This is a genomic window from Cognatilysobacter bugurensis, assembly GCF_014652095.1.
GTDB classification, from domain to species: domain Bacteria; phylum Pseudomonadota; class Gammaproteobacteria; order Xanthomonadales; family Xanthomonadaceae; genus Cognatilysobacter; species Cognatilysobacter bugurensis.
This window is the reverse complement of record NZ_BMYD01000002.1, coordinates 154,303-173,083: the sequence shown is the minus strand read 5'-3', so window position 1 is coordinate 173,083 and position 18,781 is coordinate 154,303. Positions and strand designations below refer to the sequence as shown.

Below are 18,781 nucleotides of genomic sequence, written 5' to 3'. Positions count from 1 at the left end.
GCCGCGTTAGCCCGCCGCGGCGGCCTCGGTTCGGCGGCAGTACTGGTCGACGTAGGCCTGGTGCGCTGGCAGGCGCTGCACGGTGGCTTGGACGGCGGAGCGGATTCCCCCGAGGAACGCGGACAGTTCGTCGTCGCCCATGAGGTCCGCCACCGGGTGGTGCTGCCGCGGCACGAGCCCCTGCCCCAGCATCACCTGGATCCACGAGTTCTCCGCGAACAGCTCGTTCGGTACCCGGAACACGCGGCCCGATTCGCGGAACAGCTCGATGCGATGCCGCAGCGACGCCGGCACCGCCATCTCGCGGCAGCCGCGCCAGAACGCCGTGTCCTGCCGATTCGTGACGTGGTAGTGCAGGATGATGAAATCGCGGATGTGCTCGATTTCCGCGCGCGTTTGATTGTTGTATTCGTCGATGTCGACTTGGCGAATCCCCGCCGCGGGGAACATCTGCATCAGCCGGACGATGCCGCGCTGGATCAGGTGGATGCTCGTCGACTCGATCGGCTCGAGAAAGCCGCTCGCCAGGCCGATCGCGACGCAGTTGCCGCGCCAGGTCTGCCGCCGCTGCCCGGGCTGGAAGCGAATCACGCGCGGCTGCGTCAGCACCTCGCCCTCGACGTTCGAAAGCAGCGTGCGCGTTGCCGCGTCGTCGTCGAGGTGGCGGCTGCTGTAGACCAACCCGTTGCCGACGCGGTGCTGCAGCGGAATGCGCCACTGCCAACCGGCATCACGCGCGATCGAGCGGGTGTACGGCACGGCGGGCCCCACCGACGCGGTCTGCAGCGCGACTGCGCGATCGCAGTGCAGCCATTGCGACCAGTCCTCGTAATCGACACCGAGCGTCTGGCCGATCAGCAATGCGCGAAAGCCGGTGCAGTCGATGAACAGATCGCCTTCGAGCTCCACGCCGGATTCGAGCCGCAGCGAGCGGATCGAGGTGCCGGTGGCGTCGCGCTGCACGTCGACGATCTTGCCCTCGATGCGCTGCACGCCGAAGCGCTCGCTGAAGCCCCGCAGATAGCGCGCGTAGAGGCCCGCGTCCATGTGGAACGCGTAATTCATGCCGCCGCGCGGCAGATGCGCAAAGCGGTGCGCCGCAGCCGCCTGCAGCTCCATGCAGTAATCGCCGTAGTCGCGCGCGAGTCCGCGCTCGCGGCCCTTGAGCCAGAAGTGCTGGAACCCCGCGGTCCAGTGGTCCTTGCCGGTGACGCCGAACGAATGGATGTAGTCCTCGCCAACGTCGCGCCAGTTCTCGAACGAGATGCCGAGCTTGAACGTCGCCTGCGTGGCGGCCATGAACTCCTGCTCGTTGATCTCCAGCAGCCGGTGGAACGTCATCAGCGTCGGGATCGTCGCTTCGCCGACGCCGACGGTGGAAATCTCGTCGGACTCGATCAGCTTGATGTCGAGCCGCTTGCCCAATGTTTTCGAAAGAGCCGCGGCCACCATCCAGCCGGCCGTGCCGCCGCCGGCGATGACGACGCGCTGGACGGGTTGGGAGGCCACATCGGTCGTCGGGTCGGTCTGCATCGCAAGGCTCCTATCGATTGATCCGCTTGAGCAGGCGCGCACGCAGTTCGCGTGCGCGCGCCTCGTCCAGCGGGGCGAGCACGCGGCGCGCCGGTTCGGGAATGTGCGCAGCCGTGCGGTCATCGGCTTCGAAGACGTAATGCTCGAACGCGTGCTGCCACGCGCGCCGCTGCTCGTCCGGCAGGTCGCGCACGCTCATGATCGCGAGCATCAGCGCGTTCATGGGCGAATCCATGTAAGCGGGCGACTGCCGCCACCAGTAATTGACGAGCACGTTGAACGCGTCCAGCGCTTCGACGTGGTGCCACCACATGCTCGGGATGAAGATTGCATCGCCGGGTTCGAGATCGGCGACCTGCGCGTGCTCGAGTGCCTGCGCGAACCGCGGGAAACGCTCGAGGTCCGGCTGCTTGAAGTCCACGACGCTGATTGCCTGCCCGGCGGGCGTCAGGTCCAGCGGGCCGATGTAGAGGTTTGCAAGCTGCTCCGGTGGGAACAGCGTGAATCGCCGCCGGCCGGCGACCGCGCAGGCGAGGTTGTCGGGCAGATCCTGGTGCGCGGCGATGCGGGTGCGATTGCCGAGCCAGATGCTGACGAGCGGGTCACGCCCGCCCATGCCGACGTCGTTCGCCCCGCGAAAGCCCGGCAGGCAGGTGTCGACGGTGGTCGAGCCGACGTACAACGCCGGTGGCGCGGCGTCGTCGAGGTGCCGCGCGAGCGCGTCGAGCATCGCGCGCAGCGGCGGGCGCTCCATGTGGAAATTGAAGCCGCTCAGATCGTCGTTGTAGAAAAACCGCCCGCCAATGTCCGGCGCGCCGACCATCGCCGCGACCGTCGATCCGACGTCGAATTGCCGCAGGTAATCAATGCCGGACGCGGGCGTCGCCTGCGCCGCCCGCACCGCAGGCCAGTGGGCGACGAGCCCGCGCAGCACGAGCGGCCGCGTCGAGGTCAGCACCTCGTCGGGCAGCGCGTGTGCGTCGACGCCGTGCAGCTCGTGCACGCGGCGCTCAGCGATCGGCGACATCGAGCCGGTTCACGCGCTCGATCAGCGCGCGCAGGTTGGACAGCGATGCCATTGCCATGTAGATCGCTTCAAGGCAGCCGGCCCGGTGCAGGCGCTCGAGCCCGGCCACGTCGAGCTGCGCGAGCCGATCCTCGTTGATCGTGTAGAAACCCGCGAGCCGGTTGCGCGAGCCGTCGTTCAACTCGATGTCGAGCACGAAGGATTCGAGCAGATCGAGCTCGACGAGCAGCGCGACGAACGCCGGCACCGCCTGGAAACCCTCATGCAGCGCGAGCAGCACCGAGCTGACGCGCTCGAGCGTGTCGGTCGTGCCGCCGTGCTCGAGAAACAGCAGCTCGCCCGAGGCCACGCCGGCGCGCGGGTGGTCGAGGTCGATGTGGATCATCGGCTCGCCGTTTGCCTGGCCGATCAGGAACGGTTGGCGCTCGATCGCAAGCGGCACGTATGTCGCGTCCCAACCGTCGGGACCGAGAAACAAGTTCTGGCCCTCGCGCAGGCCGAACAACGCGACGGGCTGGAACGACGTACCGCTGGGCGTCTTCGCAAAGACGACCGGATAGTGCGCCTGCAGGTTGCGGAACTCGCCCGGGAACGTCGGCGTGAACATCACGTCGTCGCCGAGGCTGCGTACGCGGCGCAGGTCGACGCGAAGGTCCTTGTGGTCGATGTTGTTGAGCAGAACGGCATTGGCCATGGGTCAGATCTTCGGCAGCCCGTGCTGCGTGATGTGGGTGATGAGGTCGCGATGGCCGGGCAGCCCGGCCAGCATGCGGCGGGTGAGGTCCGCGGCCTCGCGGAAGCGGGCATCGGCGACGTCGAGTTCAGCCGGCCGTGCCGGTCGTGCGGCAGCATCGGGGCGGAAGCCCATGCCGTAGAGGATGTACTGGTAGCTCGCCGACGGAAACACCTCGTCGACGCGCACGAAGTCATAGCGCGACGGCGACCGGTACCGCCACAGCGCGAGCAGCTCGTGCAGCCGATCCGGGATGGAGCCGTCGGCGCGGTGATCGCGCCAGAACGCGGTGTCGTTGCGCCGGCTCAGCACGTAATGCAGCTTCAGGAAATCGATGACGCGCTCCCAGCGGTAGCGGAAGCTGTCGTTGAAGCGGTGCGCGACGCGGTCCATGTCCTCGCGCGTGGCCGGCATCTGCTCGCTGAGCATCGCGGCGGACAATTCAACGAGCGCGATCGCGGAGGCCTCGAGCGGCTCGATGAAACCGGCCGACAGGCCAATCGCCACGCAGTTTCGGTGCCAGAACCGCTCGCGGTAGCCGGGCCGGAACGTGAGCTTGCGCGGCGCAGGCATGTCATCGGGCCCGCCGGAGGCGGCGACGTATGCGCGCAGCTCGGCTTCGGCCGCCGCGTCGTCGGTGTGGGCGCTCGAGTACACGTGGCCGATGCCGCGCCGCGTCGGCAGCCCGATGTCCCAGACCCAGCCGTTGCGCTGTGCGGTCGAGACCGTGTGCGACGCAATCTCGGCGCGTGCATCCGCGTGCGGCACCTGCACCGCGAGCGCGCAATCGTTGAACAGCACGTGCTGCTGGTCGATGAAGCCGACGCCGCAATGCCGGCCCAGCAGGAGCGACTGCATGCCCGTGCAGTCGACGAACAGGTCTCCGCTCAGCGAGCCACGCTGCGCAAGCTCGATTGCCGCGATGTCGCCGTTCTCGGCCGAGGTCACCGACACGACGTGGTCGGACACGTGTGTGACACCGAGGCGCTCGACGCAGTGGCGTCGCAGGAACTCCCCGAACCGGCCGGCATCGAGGTGATAGGCGTAATTCGCGACGGCCGCGTACTCGGGCGTGGCCGGCTGCTTCGGCGCGCGGCTGCGCATGCACAGGTGCGGCTGCACGCTGACGAGCGGCGCGAACGCGTGCTGCGGGTGGCGCTGCAGCCAGCCGGACACGAGGTCGGCCTGCGTGTAGCCGTGCGGGAGCATGAACGGGTGGAAGTAGCGGTCGTCGGCGGCGCCGGTGACCCAACCGCGGAACTCGGAGCCCTGCTTGAACGAGGCATCGCACTCGCGCAGGAAATCCGCCTCCGACACGCCGATTCCCCGCAGCGTGTCCCGCATGGTCGGCCACGTGCCCTCGCCGACCCCGATCGCGCCCACGGTCGGCGACTCGACCACGGTCACGCGGAGCCCGCCGGGCGTGTCCGCGCGGTGAGCCGCCGCCACGACGGCCGCGGTGAGCCAGCCGGCCGAACCGCCGCCGACGATCACGATGTCGCGAATCACCTCATCCCCTGGCATCGCCCCATGCTAGCCGAGCGTCGACGGGCGCTGTACGCCGGCGGCGGACGCCACCGGCGATTGGCAGCGTCCGACCCGGCCCCTGTGTCGCGGGCCCGCCGTGCCTCGGCAGCCCTCAGAATTGGTATCGCAGACCCAGCATGTAGCGCGGACCGGTCTGGGTCGCGAACAGCAGCTGGTTTTCGTGGCGGCCGTGCACGCGTCGGGTTTCATCGGTGAGGTTGATGACCTCCGCCGACAACGTCAGCTGATCGTTGACCTCGTAACTGACATTGACGTCGAGCTGGCCGTAAGCCTCGACGTAGTTCGGGTTGGGGCCCGAGCCGTCGAAGCGGCCGGCGAGGAACTTGTCGCGCCAGTTGTAGGCCGTGCGGACCTGCCACGGACCCTTGTCGTAGAACGCGACCAGGTTCGCCGAGTCGCTGAGCCCTTCGAGCGCGAACTGCTCGCCGATCAGGTAGTTGTCGTAGGTCAAACCCGAGTCGACGATCGTGTAGTTCGCCGCGAGGCCGAACCCGCTCTGCCCGAACAGGTGCTGGACGTTGAACTCCCAGCCGTCGAGCGAGGCCGAGCGCTGGTTTGCAGGTGCATTGATGCGGAACTCCGCAATCGGGTCGCCAGGCTGGCCGATGATCGTGCCGGTGGCGTTACCGTTCGCGTCAACGCCGGTCCGGGTCACGCCCGGAGATCCATTGAGGTTGTTGAGGATGTAGTTGCGGATGCAAACGACGTCCGCCGTGGTGCATCCGCCAGTGGCCAGTGCCTGGTTCCAGTACGCGCCGCCCACTGGCGTGTTCAGATTGAACGGCGTGCCGATGATTTGCGTGGTGCCGATGTAGTTGTCGATGTTCTTGCGGAAGTAGCCGGCCGACAGGTAGCTGCCTTCGGCGTAGTACCACTCGAACGACAGGTCGAAGTTCTGCGAGTGCAGCGGCTCGAGGTCGGGATTACCCTGCGAACCGGTGCCGCCGCTGATGCGCACCAGCTCATCAAGCGTTTGTCCGCCCTGGATGGCGCCCCAGCCGGGACGGCCGATTGTTTCGCCGTAGCTGCCGCGCAGCTTCATCGTTTCGCTGAGATCCACCGCCAGGTCCAGGCTGGGCAACCAGTAGTCGTACTCGCCTTCCAGGCGAGTGAACTCCGCGCCTTCCTGGATGATGCTCAGCTCATTCGCGGAGCCCCACGAGATCGCAGTCGCAGCAGGTACCAGCGCCGACGACGACACCTGAGTTTCTTCATAGCGCACGCCGACGGCCATGCTCACCGGCATCGCCAAGTCCCAGGTGTTGCTCCACTGGAGGTATGCGCTCCTGGACTTCTCGGTGACGCGTCGGTCGGTCGTGAAGTCGTCCGAGGCGCGATAGTCCGCGGCGTCACCCCCGTTGCGGACCCACGCCTCCTCTGCCAGGCGCCGCACGGTTTCGAAGTTCCAGACAAAGAACGCATCGGTGAAGTTTGGATTGTCGTGCCCGGCGAACTGATCGAAATAGTTGCCGATGTAATCCAGGCGCCAGACATCGTCCGGATAGTCAGCGGGGCTGGTGGCGCCACCCCAGGTATCGAGCTGCACGTTGGCGAACGCAGAGCGGTTGTTGACCTCCGTCGCGGCAACGCCAAAGTCCAGGCGCGAGTAATCCTCGAACAGGAAATCACCGTCGAGCTGCACCTGCTCGACCTCGGACCGCATATAACTGTTCCGGAACGTCGAGCCGGTGACCTGCATCGCCGAGGGGTCGATCTGATTCAGGCCGGGCGGCAACTGGACGTTGAGGATCGGGAAATCGCCCGAGAAGTCCACCGAGGTGGTGCCGCGGAAGAAGCCGGCGGCGCCGAGCACGCCGCTTGATCCCCACGGGCTATCGGCGCCGGAGACCGCTGACGAGTTGTGATAGTCCAGCGCGAGGTTCAACTGGTCGGTGACTTCCCACGCGACGTTGAAGCCCAACGACTTGTTCTCGTTCTTGGTCGCGGCCATCGCGCCGCCCATCGACAGGTCGCTTGTGGCGGGGACGATGATTTCGCGGTAGAAGTTCGGCGCCGCCACCGGGCCATCCGTCCAGCTGCTCTCCGACGGACCGAAGTTGAACCACACCGACAGCTCGTTGCGCTGGGTCTGGATCTTGTTCTCGGAGTACGTGTAATCGAGCGTGGCCGTGACGCGGTCGGTCGGCGCGTACTGCAGCACCAGCTGGGCGTTCGTGCGCTGACGCTGCACGCCGTTGACGCTGTAGCCCAGGTTCTGCGGCACCGAGTAGATGTCGTCGGGGCCCGGGCGGTTGATGATGTTCTCCGAGCCGGGGCTGCCCGGCTGGGGAATCGTGCCCCAGTTGTTCTCGTCGCCCTCGAACGTGCGCCAGCCGTTGCCAACCGCAACCTGGCTGAAACCGTAGTCGCGTTCCTGGTAGCTGCCGGTCAGCGCGACGCCGAAGCGGCCGTCGGCGAATGTGGTGCTGTACAGGCCTGCGACCTCGGGCGTGACGCTGTCGCCCTGTAGCGACTCCGGAAGGTTCTCGACCGACGTGTCCCAGACGCCTTTGACGCCGACGATCGCGCGCGTGCCGGGGGTGTCGAGCGGACGCGCCGTCTTGATATTGATCGCCGCGCCGATGCCGCCGGTCGGCGTGCTTGCGCGGCTGGTCTTGTAGACCTCGATTGCGGAGATCGCTTCGGACGCGATGTTCGCGAAATCGAACGCGCGCGAGTTCGACGCGCCGGTGTCGGCAATCGTCGACGCGGGCATCTGGCGCCCGTTGAGCAGCACCAGGTTGAAGTCCGGGCCCACGCCGCGGACAGTGACCGTCGAGCCTTCACCGTTGCTGCGATCAATCGACACGCCGCTGATGCGCTGCAGCGACTCCGCGAGGTTGGTGTCGGGGAACTTGCCCATGTCCTCGGCGACGATGCCGTCGACGATGCCCTGCGCGTCGCGCTTGATGTTCGCCGACGCGGCCATGCTGTTGCGGATGCCGGTGACGACGACCGCGTCGAGCACGGTCGGCGTGTCGTCGCCTGCGTTCTCCGTCGACTGCGATGTTTCGCTGGCGGGACGCGCCGCCTCTTCAGTCGCCACCTGGGCGAACGCGGGGTGGGCCAGGGCCAGCAGTACTGCAGCGGTCAGTAGCTTCTGGCTGGGCGTCTTGTGCTGTTGCTTCATGGGCGTTCCCCGCGGTGGCGAGATATCAAAGGAAAGAAGGCGTCGGCCGGACAGCGGACTTTCAAGAAGCGGCGATTCCACGACTTGATGACAGCGTTGTCAATAACAGGCTGCGCCGATGACGAAGTGGTAGGAAAAACAGGCTTTTCAGCGTCGAAAATGATGCAGTGCAGCGCGCCTAGGGCGCGGGGCAGGCGACCGTCTGATCGGCCTCCGTGCCCAATGCCACGCGTGACACCGACAGATCGAGCACGCTCTTGGAGCTGAGACGGAACACCTCACTCACGCGGCTCAGGTCTGCCCCGGCGCGCGCGAAGCAGGCAAGCGGAATCGCGACGCGCTGCCATTGCGAGTGCGGCACCTTGGCAAGCGCCGGGGCGAGGTCGACCTGCGCCGAGCAGCCCGTGCCGCAGCCGATTCCGACCGGAACGGCGCCCCGCACGGGCGCATCGACCTTGACGGTTGCAACCAGCGTGGCCCCTGCATTGCTTTCGCGCGTGAGATCGACGGGCTCATCGGCCGCGAACGCGACGATGCCTGCGCCGCTGCCGGACCACTGGATGCGGCGTGCGTCCTCTTGCGCCTCATGATCGGTCGCGCGGATGGCCACGTTCCGCGCGAGGTCGCGGGTCGGCAGCGTGCGCACGGTTTGCGCCTTGCCACTGCCGTCGGCCACGGTCAGCGTCCAGCCTGGCGCGACGGCTCCGCGGGCGAAGTACAGGCCCGGCTCGGCGCCGCCGTGCCGCAGCCCCGACTCTTCGGACAGCGGCGCAAGTTCGCGCGGCTTGCCGTAGCTGAGCCCGTAACCCACCGGGAACAGCGGGTCGTAGCCAGGCTGGCCGACGTTGAGCGGCGTCTGCACGGCGGTTTTCGGCCACGAGAACGGCAGGGTCCCGGTGAAATCGTGTGCCACCGTGCCGTCGGCGCGCCGGAACAGCACGTCGGCCACGCCGCCGCCCTCGGAGCCGGGCAGCCACGCCGCGACAAACGCGTCGGCGGCGTTGATCTCGCGGTTGACCCACATCGGGCGGCCGGACAGGAACACGGCGACCACCGGAATGCCCTCGGCCTTCAGCCGCTGCAGCAGCGCGAGGTCGCGCCCCTTGCCGGGCTGGTAGGCGAGGTTCGGGACGTCACCAATGAACTCGGCGTACGGCTCTTCACCGAACACGACGATCGCCGCGTCCGGCTTCTGCTTGTACGTCCCATCGACGGACAGTTCGGCACGGCCGCCGCCCTCCTTGACGGCCTGCTCGATGCCTTCCCAGATCGACGTCGCGTTCGGGAAGTCCGCGCGCGTCGTGCCCGTGCCCTGCCAGCTCAGCGTCCAGCCGCCGGCCTGCTTGCCGACGTTGCCCGCGCCGTCGCCTGCCACGAGGATGCGGGCGTCCGGCTTGAGCGGCAGGACCGATCCGTTGTTCTTGAGCAGCACCAGCGACTTGCGCACCGCCTCGCGGGCCAGTGCGCGGTGCTCGGCGCTGCCGAGCCGCTCGAACTCACCGCCGAGCGCCCGCTCGGACGGCGCGCCGGCGTCGAACAGGCCGAGCCGCAGTTTGACGCGCAGGATGCGCGCAACGGCATCGTCGAGCCGCTGCATCGGGATCTTCCCGGACTTCACCTGGGCGAGCGTGTTCGTGTAGACGCCCTTCCAGCTGTCGGGCGCCATGAACATGTCGATGCCGGCGATCAGCGCCTCGGGGCAGCTCTCGTTCGTGCAGCCGGTCACTTCGCCGTGGCCGTTCCAGTCGCCGACCACGAACCCGTCGAAGCCGAGCCGGTCCTTGAGCACGTCGGTCAGCAGGCTGCGGTTGCCGTGCATCTTCTCGCCGTTCCAGCTCGAGAACGACGCCATGACGGTCTGCGTGCCAGCCTTGAGCGCCGCAATGTGGCCGGCGCCGTGCACGTCGCGCAGCTCGGCCTCGCTGACGCGCGTGTCGCCCTTGTCCTTGCCCTCGAACGTGCCGCCGTCGCCGATGAAGTGCTTCGACGAGGCCACGACCTGCGACGGTCCTAGGAATGTCTTCGAGCCGACCTCGCCCTGCAGGCCTTCAACCACCGCCGTCGCGTAGCGCGACACGAGCGCGGGATCCTCGGAATAGCCCTCGTACGTGCGTCCCCAGCGGTCGTCGCGCGGCACGGTGACGGTCGGCGCGAACGTCCACTCGAAGCCGGTCGTGCGCAGTTCGGCGGCCGTGGCCTGCGCGATGCGGCGCACGAGGTCCGCATCGTGCGCGGCGCCGAGCCCGATGTTGTGCGGGAACAGCGTCGCGCCGACGACGTTGTTGTGCCCGTGCACGGCGTCGATGCCGAGCAGCACGGGGATCGGCTTGCGCCCGCCCGAGGTGTCCATCGATGCGCGGTACAGCGCGTCGGCCAGTGCGAGCCATTCCGGGCCCGTCGAGTTGTAGCGGCCGCCCGGATCGGAGTTGCCGCCCGCCAGCACCGAGCCGAGCCGGTACGTGCGCACGTCCTCGGGGGTCAGGCTGCCCAGGTCGCCCTGCACGACCTGCCCCACCTTGTCCTCGACGCTCATTTCGGCGAGCAGCGCTTTGATGCGCGCTTCGAGGCGCGGGTCTGGCGCCAGCGGTGAGCTCATCTGCGGCCAGGCCGCAGGCGTGGCCACCGGGCTCAGCGCGGCATCAGCGGCCGGTGCGGACGTGGACTGCGCCGCGGCCTGGGACAGGCACAGGGCGACGCACAGGCTGAGCAGGACGGTCGGCGTGCGCAAGCTGCGATGCGATGCGCGTTGCGAGGCCGGGGCGCTGGAAAGCATGACGATTCCTCCTTGCTAGCCCGGGCAGCAGCGCCGCCGGGGCCGGGTCCGTTCGATGGCTGATCGCTAATGGACCCGCCAACTGACAGCGTTGTCAATTCTGGCGCGACCACAATAGCCAGCGCCTGCATTGGTGCCGTGAATTGTTGCGCTGCGACACGCACAGTGCGACAAAACCGGCGCGGCACTTACTTCGGGTCGGCCTGCTCCGCCACCTGGAACGGCGCATTCGCGTAGGCCGCATGGCCTGCGCCGTCCCGCACCTCGACGAACAGTCGGTACGCGCCCGGGTGAAGTGGCGCGTCGAAGCGCACCCCGCCGCCCTGGTTGACCTCGAAGCGCGTCGCCACCTCGGTCGGCACCTCCTCGGGGTCGCCGCCGACCGTGCGCGCCGTGCTCTCGGCGCGGATCGTCCAGCGATGATCGAGCGCGTCGCCGTCCGCGTCGTCCGTGTCCACGCGCGCCGCATACGACCGCCCGGGCACGAGGGTGATGCTCTCGACCGCGCGCCGTCCTTCGATCTCGATCGGCGTGATCGATGGGCTGACGTTCCCGGGCACCCGTCCGGTCCACACCCGCTGCATCGCATCGATGCTCGCTGTGGATTCGCCCGAAGGCAGGAACAGCCCGTACCACGTCGGCGTGCGTTCCTGCTTCTGGCCCCACAGGAACACGAACGAGCCCAGGCCCTGGCGTCGGTCGCTTTCGATCGCGGTGCGGTAGCGGCGTTCGAGCAGGCGCGCCTTCGTGCTGCTGTCGTCCTCGATCGGCGCGCCCCAGGCGGTCAGCGGGCTCTCCCAGTGCCCCGTCGGGCCCCATTCGGTGACGATGTACGGCCCGGTCCACCCGCTCTCGCGCAACTTCTGCGGCAGGCCGTCGATGTCGCCATAGAGCTGGATGCCGAGCAGGTCGAGTGAATCGGCACGCGCCTTGACCTGTTCGACCACTGCCCGATCGATTCCAGCCAGAGTCGTCATGACCGGGTGGTTCGGGTCGATCTCGTGGATCATCTCGGCGATCGAATCGACGGCGTCCCACACCGCGGGGTTCGTCGCTTCGAGATTCAGCTCGTTGCCGACCACCCACATCAGCAGCGCCGGATGATCCTTGTATTGCAGCACTTCGGCACGAATGCGGGCCTGCTGCGCCGCCACGGCTGCGGGGTCGTCGTAGTCGAAGCCATGACGCTCCTTCCCGACCTCGATGCCGAGCGCCACGAACAGGCCGTTGCGCTTCGCGCGATCGAGCATCTCGCGCCCCGACTCGCTCGGGCTGTCGGGACGCCAGGTGCGGAACGCGTTGCCGCCGCGTGCGGCGAGCGCTTCCTGATCGCCGCCCTGCAGGCCCGCGCCCTTCACGTGGAACGGCGCTCCATTCACGAGCAGCCGGTAACGTCCGTCGTCTTCGACGATGCGCACGCTCGACGGGCCTTCAGGCGAGGGCGCAGGCGCCGTCGGGCCGCTCGCGATCGCGGTCGCGGTCGTAGAAGCGACGGCGATCAACGCGGCGGCGAGCGCCCGCGCGCGGGACTGCATGCGGCGCTCAGTCATACAGGCGCGCGTACTTCGCGCCGAAGTAGAGGATGAAGGCGTAGCAGGCCATCGGCACGTAGAACGAAGGCTGCAGCCCCGCCTGGTCCGCGACGAACCCCTGCACGAAGGGCACGATCGCGCCGCCGACGATCGCCATGCACAAGATGCCCGAGCCGCGGCCCGTTAGGTCCCCGAGGCGGTGGAGCGCCATGCTGAAGATCGTTGGGAACATGATCGAGTTGAACAGGCCGACCCCGAGGATCGCCCACATCGCAAACCGACCTTCGCCCTGGATCGCGGCGAGCACGAGCGCCATCGACATCGCGGCGCAGACAGCGAGCGTGACGCCGGGGCGCACGTAGCGCATTACGCCAAAGCCGATGAAGCGACCGACCATCGCCAGGCCCCAGTAGTAGCTCACGTACGGGGCGGCCTCGGCGTGCGACAGACCTGCAATGTGGCGCTCGCCCATGAAGTTGATGAGGAAGCTGCCGATGCTGACCTCGGCACCCACATAGAGAAAGATCGCGATCGCGCCGAACAGCAGGTTGCGGTGCCTGAAAATCGACTCGCCGGGCGTCCGGGCCGCCATGCCGACGGCATCCTCGGCATGGCTGATCTGCGGCAGGCGAACCACGGCGAAGACAATCGCAAGCAGCAGCAGCGCACCTGCGAGCAGCGCGTAAGGGCCCTGCACGGTCGCGGCCTCGGCGGCGCGGTACGCCGCCTGCTCCGCGTCGGTCATCGCCCCCAGCGCCGCTGCGCTGATGGGCTCGACGCTGGACAGGATCAACAGCCCGCCGAACAACGGCCCGACCGTCGTGCCCAGCGAATTGAACGCCTGGGTGAGGGTGAGCCGGCTCGATGCGGTCTTGGGGCTGCCCAGTGCAGTCACGAACGGGTTCGCCGCGACTTGCAAGATCGTGATGCCCGCTGCGAGCACGAAGAATGCGAGCAGGAACAGCGCATAGCCGCTTTCGGCCGCAGGATAAAACATCGCGCAGCCCGCGGCGGCGATCGCCAGCCCGGTGACGGCGCCGCGCTGGTAGCCGATGCGGCGGATCAGCACGCCGGCCGGGAGCGAGACGATGAAGTACGCGCCGAAGAAGCAGAACTGCACCAGCATCGCCTGCACGTAGGTGAGCGTGTAGATCGACTTGAGATGCGGAATCAGCACGTCGTTGAGCGAGGTGAGCAATCCCCACATGAAAAACAGCAGGGTGATGACAATCAGCGGGCGGGTGTAATCGCCGGCCTCGGTTGCGTGGACGGGAGCACTGCTCGAGAACGTCGCCATAGGACCTGCCCTGCTGGGTGTCGGCCGAGTCTGCCGCAAAATTCGGCCAGATGATAGCGCTGTCATTTTGGCCTACCATGCCTCCGTCATACGTATCCACGCCGCCTGGCCGGGGATGTGCAGCGTCGACGACGCGTTCCGCGTCGGGGCTGTACCGTGTCGGGCTGTCCGTTGAACCGACCGCTGCAATTGCAGGCGCGCGCCACGCTCGCCCGGAGTGAACATGGCATCGAGAGTGCGTATCGAAGACGTGGCCGAGGCGGCCGGCGTATCGATGAAGACCGTATCGCGCGTGCTCAATCGCGAGCCGAACGTGCGCGAGGAAACGCGTGAGCGCGTGCTCGAAGTCGTCGAGAAGATGCGTTACGTCCCGCATATTTCAGCGCGGAGCCTGGCGGGCAACCGCTCGTTCCTGATCGCCCTGCTCTACAACAACCCGTCGGACAACTACCTGATGGGCATCATGTCCGGCGTGCTCGCGGCCTGCGAGCAGCAGCAGTACAACATGATGCTCGGCCCGCTCGACTGGGACAGCGCGCGCATGGTGGCGAAGTTCGACGAGCTGATCAGCCGCTCACGCCCCGACGGCGTCGTGCTCACGCCGCCGGTCACCGATGCGCCCGCGTTGCTGGCGCGCCTTCGCGAGCTGGAAATCCCGTTCGCCAGCATCTCGCCGAAAGTGCGGCAGAACGTCGTCGGCGTGGGCATGGACGAGAAGCAAGCCGCGTTCGACATGGTGTCGCACCTCGTATCGCTGGGGCACCGCCGGATCGCCCACATCTCAGGCCACCCCGACCACGGCGCGACCAAGTGGCGCCTCGCGGGATACCAGCAGGGGCTCAAGCAGGCCCGCCTGGAGTTCGATCCGGACCTCGTCGTGCCCGGGCTGTTCTCGTTCGACTCGGGCGTCGAGGCGGCCCGCACCCTGCTCGGCGGCAAGCGTCGGCCCACGGCGGTGTTCGCCGCGAACGACGACATGGCCGCGGGTGTCGTCGCGGTCGCGCTCGAGCGCGGGCTGCGCGTGCCCGAGGACCTGGCGGTGAGCGGCTTCGACAACACGCCGGTGTCGAACCAGACGTTCCCCCCACTGACGACCGTGCATCAGCCCGTGCGCGACATGGGGCGGCTCGCGACCCTGGAACTGCTCGCGGACATCCAACGCCCCGGCAGCGGGCGCATGCTGCATGTCCCGCACACACTGCAGTTGCGCCGCTCGACCGGTGCGGTCCCGGCTTAAACCCAGCCGACCCGCAGCCGTCCCGCACCCCTCGCCTACCATGGGCGATCGTTTCTTCGGCACTCCCGCGTGGCGCTCGGCTTCGTACTCGCACTGGATCTCATCGGCAGCTTCGCGTTCGCGATCAGCGGCGCGACTGTCGGCGTCCGGCACCGGCTCGACCTGTTCGGCGTGCTCGTGCTCGCGTTCGCCGCGGCCACGGCGGGCGGCATCGTGCGCGACGCCGTCCTCGGGGCGACGCCGCCGGTCGCGCTCGCGGATCCGCGATACCTCGGCGTTGCGATGCTTGCAGCCTTTGTCACCTTCTACCGGTACGGGCAGGTGGAGCGCCTCCGCAACCCGGTGCAGCTCTTCGACGCGATCGGGCTGGGCCTGTTTGCGGTGACCGGCGCGGCGAAGGCGATCGCGCACGGCGTGGGCCCGACCGGCGCGGTGCTGCTGGGCGTGCTGTCGGGCGTCGGCGGCGGCATCGCCCGCGACGTGCTCGTCGCGCAAATCCCCGCGGTGCTCCGACGCGAGCTCTACGCCGTGGCCGCCGCACTGGGCGCGGGCGTCGTCGTCATCGGCGATGCCCTGCAGCTGCCGCCGGCCCCGCTCGCTCTCGCCGGCGCGTCGGCCTGCTTCGTGCTGCGTTTTCTTGCGATCCGGCGCGGCTGGCGGCTGCCGGTAGCCCGCGTCGACCCAGCTGACTGAAGCCCGGCCCCTTTCTCCGGCCGCGCCGGGGCTTCGGGGGACAGCACCGTCGCCATCGTCAGAGAGAGGCCCCGCGACCGCCGGCGAGCTTACGGCACCGCCGCATTGACCGCTTACGGATGAGCTACACCGCTACGGCGGTCACGGCTGCGCGCAAGGTATTCAGGTTAAAGAGCAGATGCCGATAACCAAGGCACGGCTCGCCGATGACGTCGCGCGCGTGGGGAGAACACACATGGGATCAGTGGTGCGACTGCCGGTCACCGGCAACGCGTTGGCGCCGGAGCGGCGCGCGGGCCGTCTGCTCAAGCGGCTGCTTGGCGCGGCCGACATGCGCACATTCGCGGTGCAGGTGGCCGATTTCCTCGACGCCGAGGGCCTGACCGGGATCTTGGTCGGCTGGCGTGGGAACGCTACGCCGCTGCGCGCGCACGACGCGACCGCCGTGCGTGCCGGCGACGTCGCCCTCGCGGACCTGGCCCTTGCGACCGACGGATGGGCCCTGGACGAGTCCCGGCAGCGCGTCGCATGTGCGATCCACCAGGGCGCAGGCGACGAGGGCTTCGGCCTGATCTGCGACGGGAGCGCCGCCTCGCGCGAGCACGTCGAGGATCTGTGCGAGCTGCTCGGCCCACTGGCCGAGACGATGTTCGAAAAGTGCCGCATGGCCGACTCGATGCACCAGCTCGAGAAATCCGAGCAGCTCCAGTCGGCGCTGTTCACGATCGCGGACATGGCGAGTTCGGACATGGAACTCGGCGCAATGCTGCGCGCGCTGCATGCGATCGTCGGCCGCTTCATGTACGCCGACAACTTCTACATCGCGCTCTTCGACGAACAGCAGGACGCGCTGCGTTTCATCTACCTCAAGGACACCACCGACCCGCTCGTGCGCGACGCGAACGAGTTCATCCCGATGGCGGAGATGGCCGGCGGGCTCACCTGGCACCTGATCCGCGACGGCAAGCCCCTGATGGGCTCGCCCGAAGACATTCGCGGCCAGGTCTCCGGGCCCACGCGAGAAATCGGGATGGAGTGCTTCGACTGGCTCGGCGTGCCGGCGATCGTGGGCGACAAGGTGCGCGGCGTGCTCGTCGTGCAGAGCTACATCAAACGCCCGCGTTACACCGCGGCCGACCAGGCACTGCTGACGTACGTCGGCAGCCACATCCTGACGGCTGTCGACCGCAAGCTCGCGCAGGAAGAGCTCGAAACGCGCGTGCAGCAGCGCACGGAGGAACTCCAGCGCAGCGTGCTGATCCAGAAGGCCCTGTTCCGCATCGCCGAGCTGTCGCACACCACGGCGCACCTCGATGAGTTCTACGGCGCGGTGCACCGGGTGGTGGGCGAGTTCCTCGACGCGCGCAACTTCTACATCGCGATGCTCTCCGACGACGGAAGCACGGTGCACTTCCCGTATTTCGTCGACCAGTTCGGCTCCACGGCCCAGGCGCGGCCTGCAGGCATCGGCGTGACCGAATTCGGCATGCGCCACGGCAAGCCACTGCTGCTCGACATGCGCGATGCGAGCACGATCGAGTGGATCGCAGCACTGGAGAGATCCGGCGAGCTGCTGATCACCGGCCGTGACTGCGTCGCGTGGTTTGGCGTGCCGCTCGTCGTCGGCGAGCGTGCCGTCGGGCTGCTCGCGGTGCAGAGCTACACCGATGGCGTGGGCTTCACAGAGCGCGACTGCGAGTTGCTCACGTTCATCTCGTACCAGATCGCCAACGGCCTGGAGCGCCAACGCGCCGCCGCGGAATTGCTCCATGCGTATGCCGACCTCGAACGCCGCGTCGCGGCGCGCACGGTCGAGCTCTCCGAGCAGATCAGCGTGCGCGAGCGGATCGAGCAACGCCTCAAGCACCAGGTGCTGCACGACTCGTTGACGGGGCTGCCCAACCGCGCGTACCTGCGCGAGCAGTTGGTGTGGGCGATGTCCCAGCGTTCGCGCGACTCGGCGTTCTCGTTCGCGGTGCTGTTCGTCGACCTCGACCGCTTCAAGGTCATCAACGACAGCGTGGGCCACCTCGTCGGCGACGCGCTGCTGCAGGAAGTCGGCAGCCGGCTCTCGCGCTGCGTGCGCGGCGGCCGCGACATGGTCTCCCGCCTGGGCGGCGACGAGTTCGCGATCTACATGGAGGTCGACGCGACCGACGGCTGCGTCCGCATGGCCCAGCGCGTGCTCGACTCGCTGCGCGAGCCGGTGCGGGTGGAAGGCAAGGAGCTGTTCACCGGTGCGAGCGTCGGCATCGCGATGTGCGCGCCACACTACTCGTCGCCTGAAGACATCCTGCGCGATGCCGACATCGCGATGTATCGCGCGAAGTCCGGCGGCCGCCACCGCTATGAGCTGTTCGACACCCGCCTGCACGACCAGGCGCTGACCCTGCTCGAGACCGAAAGCGACCTGCGCCGCGGCGCGACACGCCAGGAGTTTCTCCCCTATTTCCAGCCGATCGTCCGACTGAAGGACGGCAGCATCGTGGGCTATGAAGCACTGATGCGCTGGAACCACCCCGAAAAAGGCATCCTCGCACCGGGGGCGTTCCTGCACGTGGCGGAAGCCAGCGGGATGATGGAAACGCTCGATTGGCACATCTTCGAGCACGCGATGCGCGTCATCCCGAAGTTGCTCGCGCCCGGGCAATACGTGAACCTCAATTTCTCAGCGCGGCATTTCCGATCGCCCGACATCGACGAGCGCTTCATCGCACTCATCAACGAATGCGGTGTGAAACCGGGCCAGGTGCGCATCGAGGTGACCGAGGGCGCGCTGCTCGAGAACCCCGAGCAGATCGGCGCGGTGTTCCGCCGGCTGCATGAGCGCGGCGTCGAGATTGCGCTCGACGACTTCGGCACCGGCTACTCCTCGCTGAGCTACCTGCACCGGTTCAACATGCACACGTTGAAGATCGACCGGTCCTTCATCGGTGACCTGCAGGCGAACGAGCAACGCAGCAGCACCGCGATCGTGCGCGCGATCATGGCGCTGTCGAGCTCGCAGGGTATGGAGGTCGTGGCCGAAGGCATCGAAACCGAAGAACAGCGAGCCGCACTGCTGTCGCTGGGCTGCACGCTGGGCCAGGGCTACTTCTTCGCGCGCCCGCAATCGCTGGAAAGCCTGCTCGCCGCGAGGTAAGACACCGCCGCCGCGGCGTTACGCCTGGCCGGCCGGACACGAACGATTCGACCGGCGCTTTGCGCGCGCGTCCGCGTGAATCAGGCGTTTTCCTGCAGAGCGACAGCCGCAGCACCCGGCTGCCGCCGTGAGCGCC

The 18,781-nt window shown here is 67.9% G+C and carries 11 protein-coding genes; 3 read left to right on the top strand and 8 right to left on the bottom strand.

All coding sequences use genetic code 11. The annotated features are described in order from the left end of the window. Nucleotides 1–6: 6 nt before the first annotated feature. The 8 genes from IE075_RS07890 to fucP all read right to left on the bottom strand — a co-directional run bounded on the left by IE075_RS07890 (nucleotide 7) and on the right by fucP (nucleotide 13,573). Nucleotides 7–1,533, bottom strand: a complete 1,527-nt coding sequence (locus IE075_RS07890) for a tryptophan halogenase family protein (RefSeq protein ID WP_189455153.1) — start codon at nucleotides 1,531–1,533, stop codon at nucleotides 7–9. Nucleotides 1,534–1,543: 10 nt separating this feature from the next. Continuing rightward, complete coding sequence (locus IE075_RS07885) at nucleotides 1,544–2,560, bottom strand: cupin-like domain-containing protein (protein WP_189455151.1); 1,017 nt, start codon at nucleotides 2,558–2,560, stop codon at nucleotides 1,544–1,546. Then, entirely contained in the window at nucleotides 2,544–3,254 is a 711-nt protein-coding gene (locus IE075_RS07880) for a SapC family protein (protein ID WP_189455149.1), read from the bottom strand. The genes IE075_RS07885 and IE075_RS07880 overlap by 17 nt, the downstream gene beginning before the upstream one ends. 3 nt (nucleotides 3,255–3,257) lie before the next feature. Continuing rightward, complete coding sequence (locus IE075_RS07875) at nucleotides 3,258–4,802, bottom strand: tryptophan halogenase family protein (protein WP_229792404.1); 1,545 nt, start codon at nucleotides 4,800–4,802, stop codon at nucleotides 3,258–3,260. A gap of 130 nt (nucleotides 4,803–4,932) precedes the next feature. Next, on the bottom strand, nucleotides 4,933–7,971 hold the full coding sequence (locus IE075_RS07870; RefSeq protein ID WP_189455145.1) for a TonB-dependent receptor: 3,039 nt from the start codon (nucleotides 7,969–7,971) through the stop codon (nucleotides 4,933–4,935). Between the two features lie 178 nt (nucleotides 7,972–8,149). Continuing rightward, nucleotides 8,150–10,744 (bottom strand): glycoside hydrolase family 3 protein, encoded by a 2,595-nt coding sequence (locus IE075_RS07865; protein ID WP_189455143.1) that lies wholly within the window; start codon nucleotides 10,742–10,744, stop codon nucleotides 8,150–8,152. 188 nt (nucleotides 10,745–10,932) lie between these two features. Further along, a complete protein-coding gene (locus IE075_RS07860) occupies nucleotides 10,933–12,279 on the bottom strand; it encodes a glycoside hydrolase family 2 TIM barrel-domain containing protein (RefSeq protein WP_189455141.1) in 1,347 nt (448 codons plus the stop codon). 7 nt (nucleotides 12,280–12,286) lie between these two features. Continuing rightward, nucleotides 12,287–13,573, bottom strand: coding sequence for an L-fucose:H+ symporter permease (gene fucP / locus IE075_RS07855; RefSeq protein WP_189455139.1), 1,287 nt, complete (start codon nucleotides 13,571–13,573; stop codon nucleotides 12,287–12,289). Between the two features lie 223 nt (nucleotides 13,574–13,796). Between fucP and IE075_RS07850 the strand changes: the two genes are divergently transcribed. The 3 genes from IE075_RS07850 to IE075_RS07840 all read left to right on the top strand — a co-directional run bounded on the left by IE075_RS07850 (nucleotide 13,797) and on the right by IE075_RS07840 (nucleotide 18,645). Continuing rightward, a complete protein-coding gene (locus IE075_RS07850) occupies nucleotides 13,797–14,810 on the top strand; it encodes a LacI family DNA-binding transcriptional regulator (protein ID WP_189455137.1) in 1,014 nt (337 codons plus the stop codon). A 69-nt stretch (nucleotides 14,811–14,879) separates the two neighbouring features. After that, nucleotides 14,880–15,503, top strand: a complete 624-nt coding sequence (locus tag IE075_RS07845; RefSeq protein ID WP_189455135.1) for a trimeric intracellular cation channel family protein — start codon at nucleotides 14,880–14,882, stop codon at nucleotides 15,501–15,503. A gap of 235 nt (nucleotides 15,504–15,738) precedes the next feature. After that, on the top strand, nucleotides 15,739–18,645 hold the full coding sequence (locus IE075_RS07840) for an EAL domain-containing protein (protein WP_189455133.1): 2,907 nt from the start codon (nucleotides 15,739–15,741) through the stop codon (nucleotides 18,643–18,645). Nucleotides 18,646–18,781 lie beyond the last annotated feature (136 nt).

Coding starts and splice junctions, on each gene's coding strand:
- IE075_RS07890 (WP_189455153.1), bottom strand. CDS start 1,533: ATGCAGACCGACCCGACGACCGATGTGGCCTCCCAACCCGTCCAGCGC.
- IE075_RS07885 (WP_189455151.1), bottom strand. CDS start 2,560: ATGTCGCCGATCGCTGAGCGCCGCGTGCACGAGCTGCACGGCGTCGAC.
- IE075_RS07880 (WP_189455149.1), bottom strand. CDS start 3,254: ATGGCCAATGCCGTTCTGCTCAACAACATCGACCACAAGGACCTTCGC.
- IE075_RS07870 (WP_189455145.1), bottom strand. CDS start 7,971: ATGAAGCAACAGCACAAGACGCCCAGCCAGAAGCTACTGACCGCTGCA.
- IE075_RS07865 (WP_189455143.1), bottom strand. CDS start 10,744: ATGCTTTCCAGCGCCCCGGCCTCGCAACGCGCATCGCATCGCAGCTTG.
- IE075_RS07860 (WP_189455141.1), bottom strand. CDS start 12,279: ATGCAGTCCCGCGCGCGGGCGCTCGCCGCCGCGTTGATCGCCGTCGCT.
- fucP (WP_189455139.1), bottom strand. CDS start 13,573: ATGGCGACGTTCTCGAGCAGTGCTCCCGTCCACGCAACCGAGGCCGGC.
- IE075_RS07850 (WP_189455137.1), top strand. CDS start 13,797: ATGGCATCGAGAGTGCGTATCGAAGACGTGGCCGAGGCGGCCGGCGTA.
- IE075_RS07840 (WP_189455133.1), top strand. CDS start 15,739: ATGGGATCAGTGGTGCGACTGCCGGTCACCGGCAACGCGTTGGCGCCG.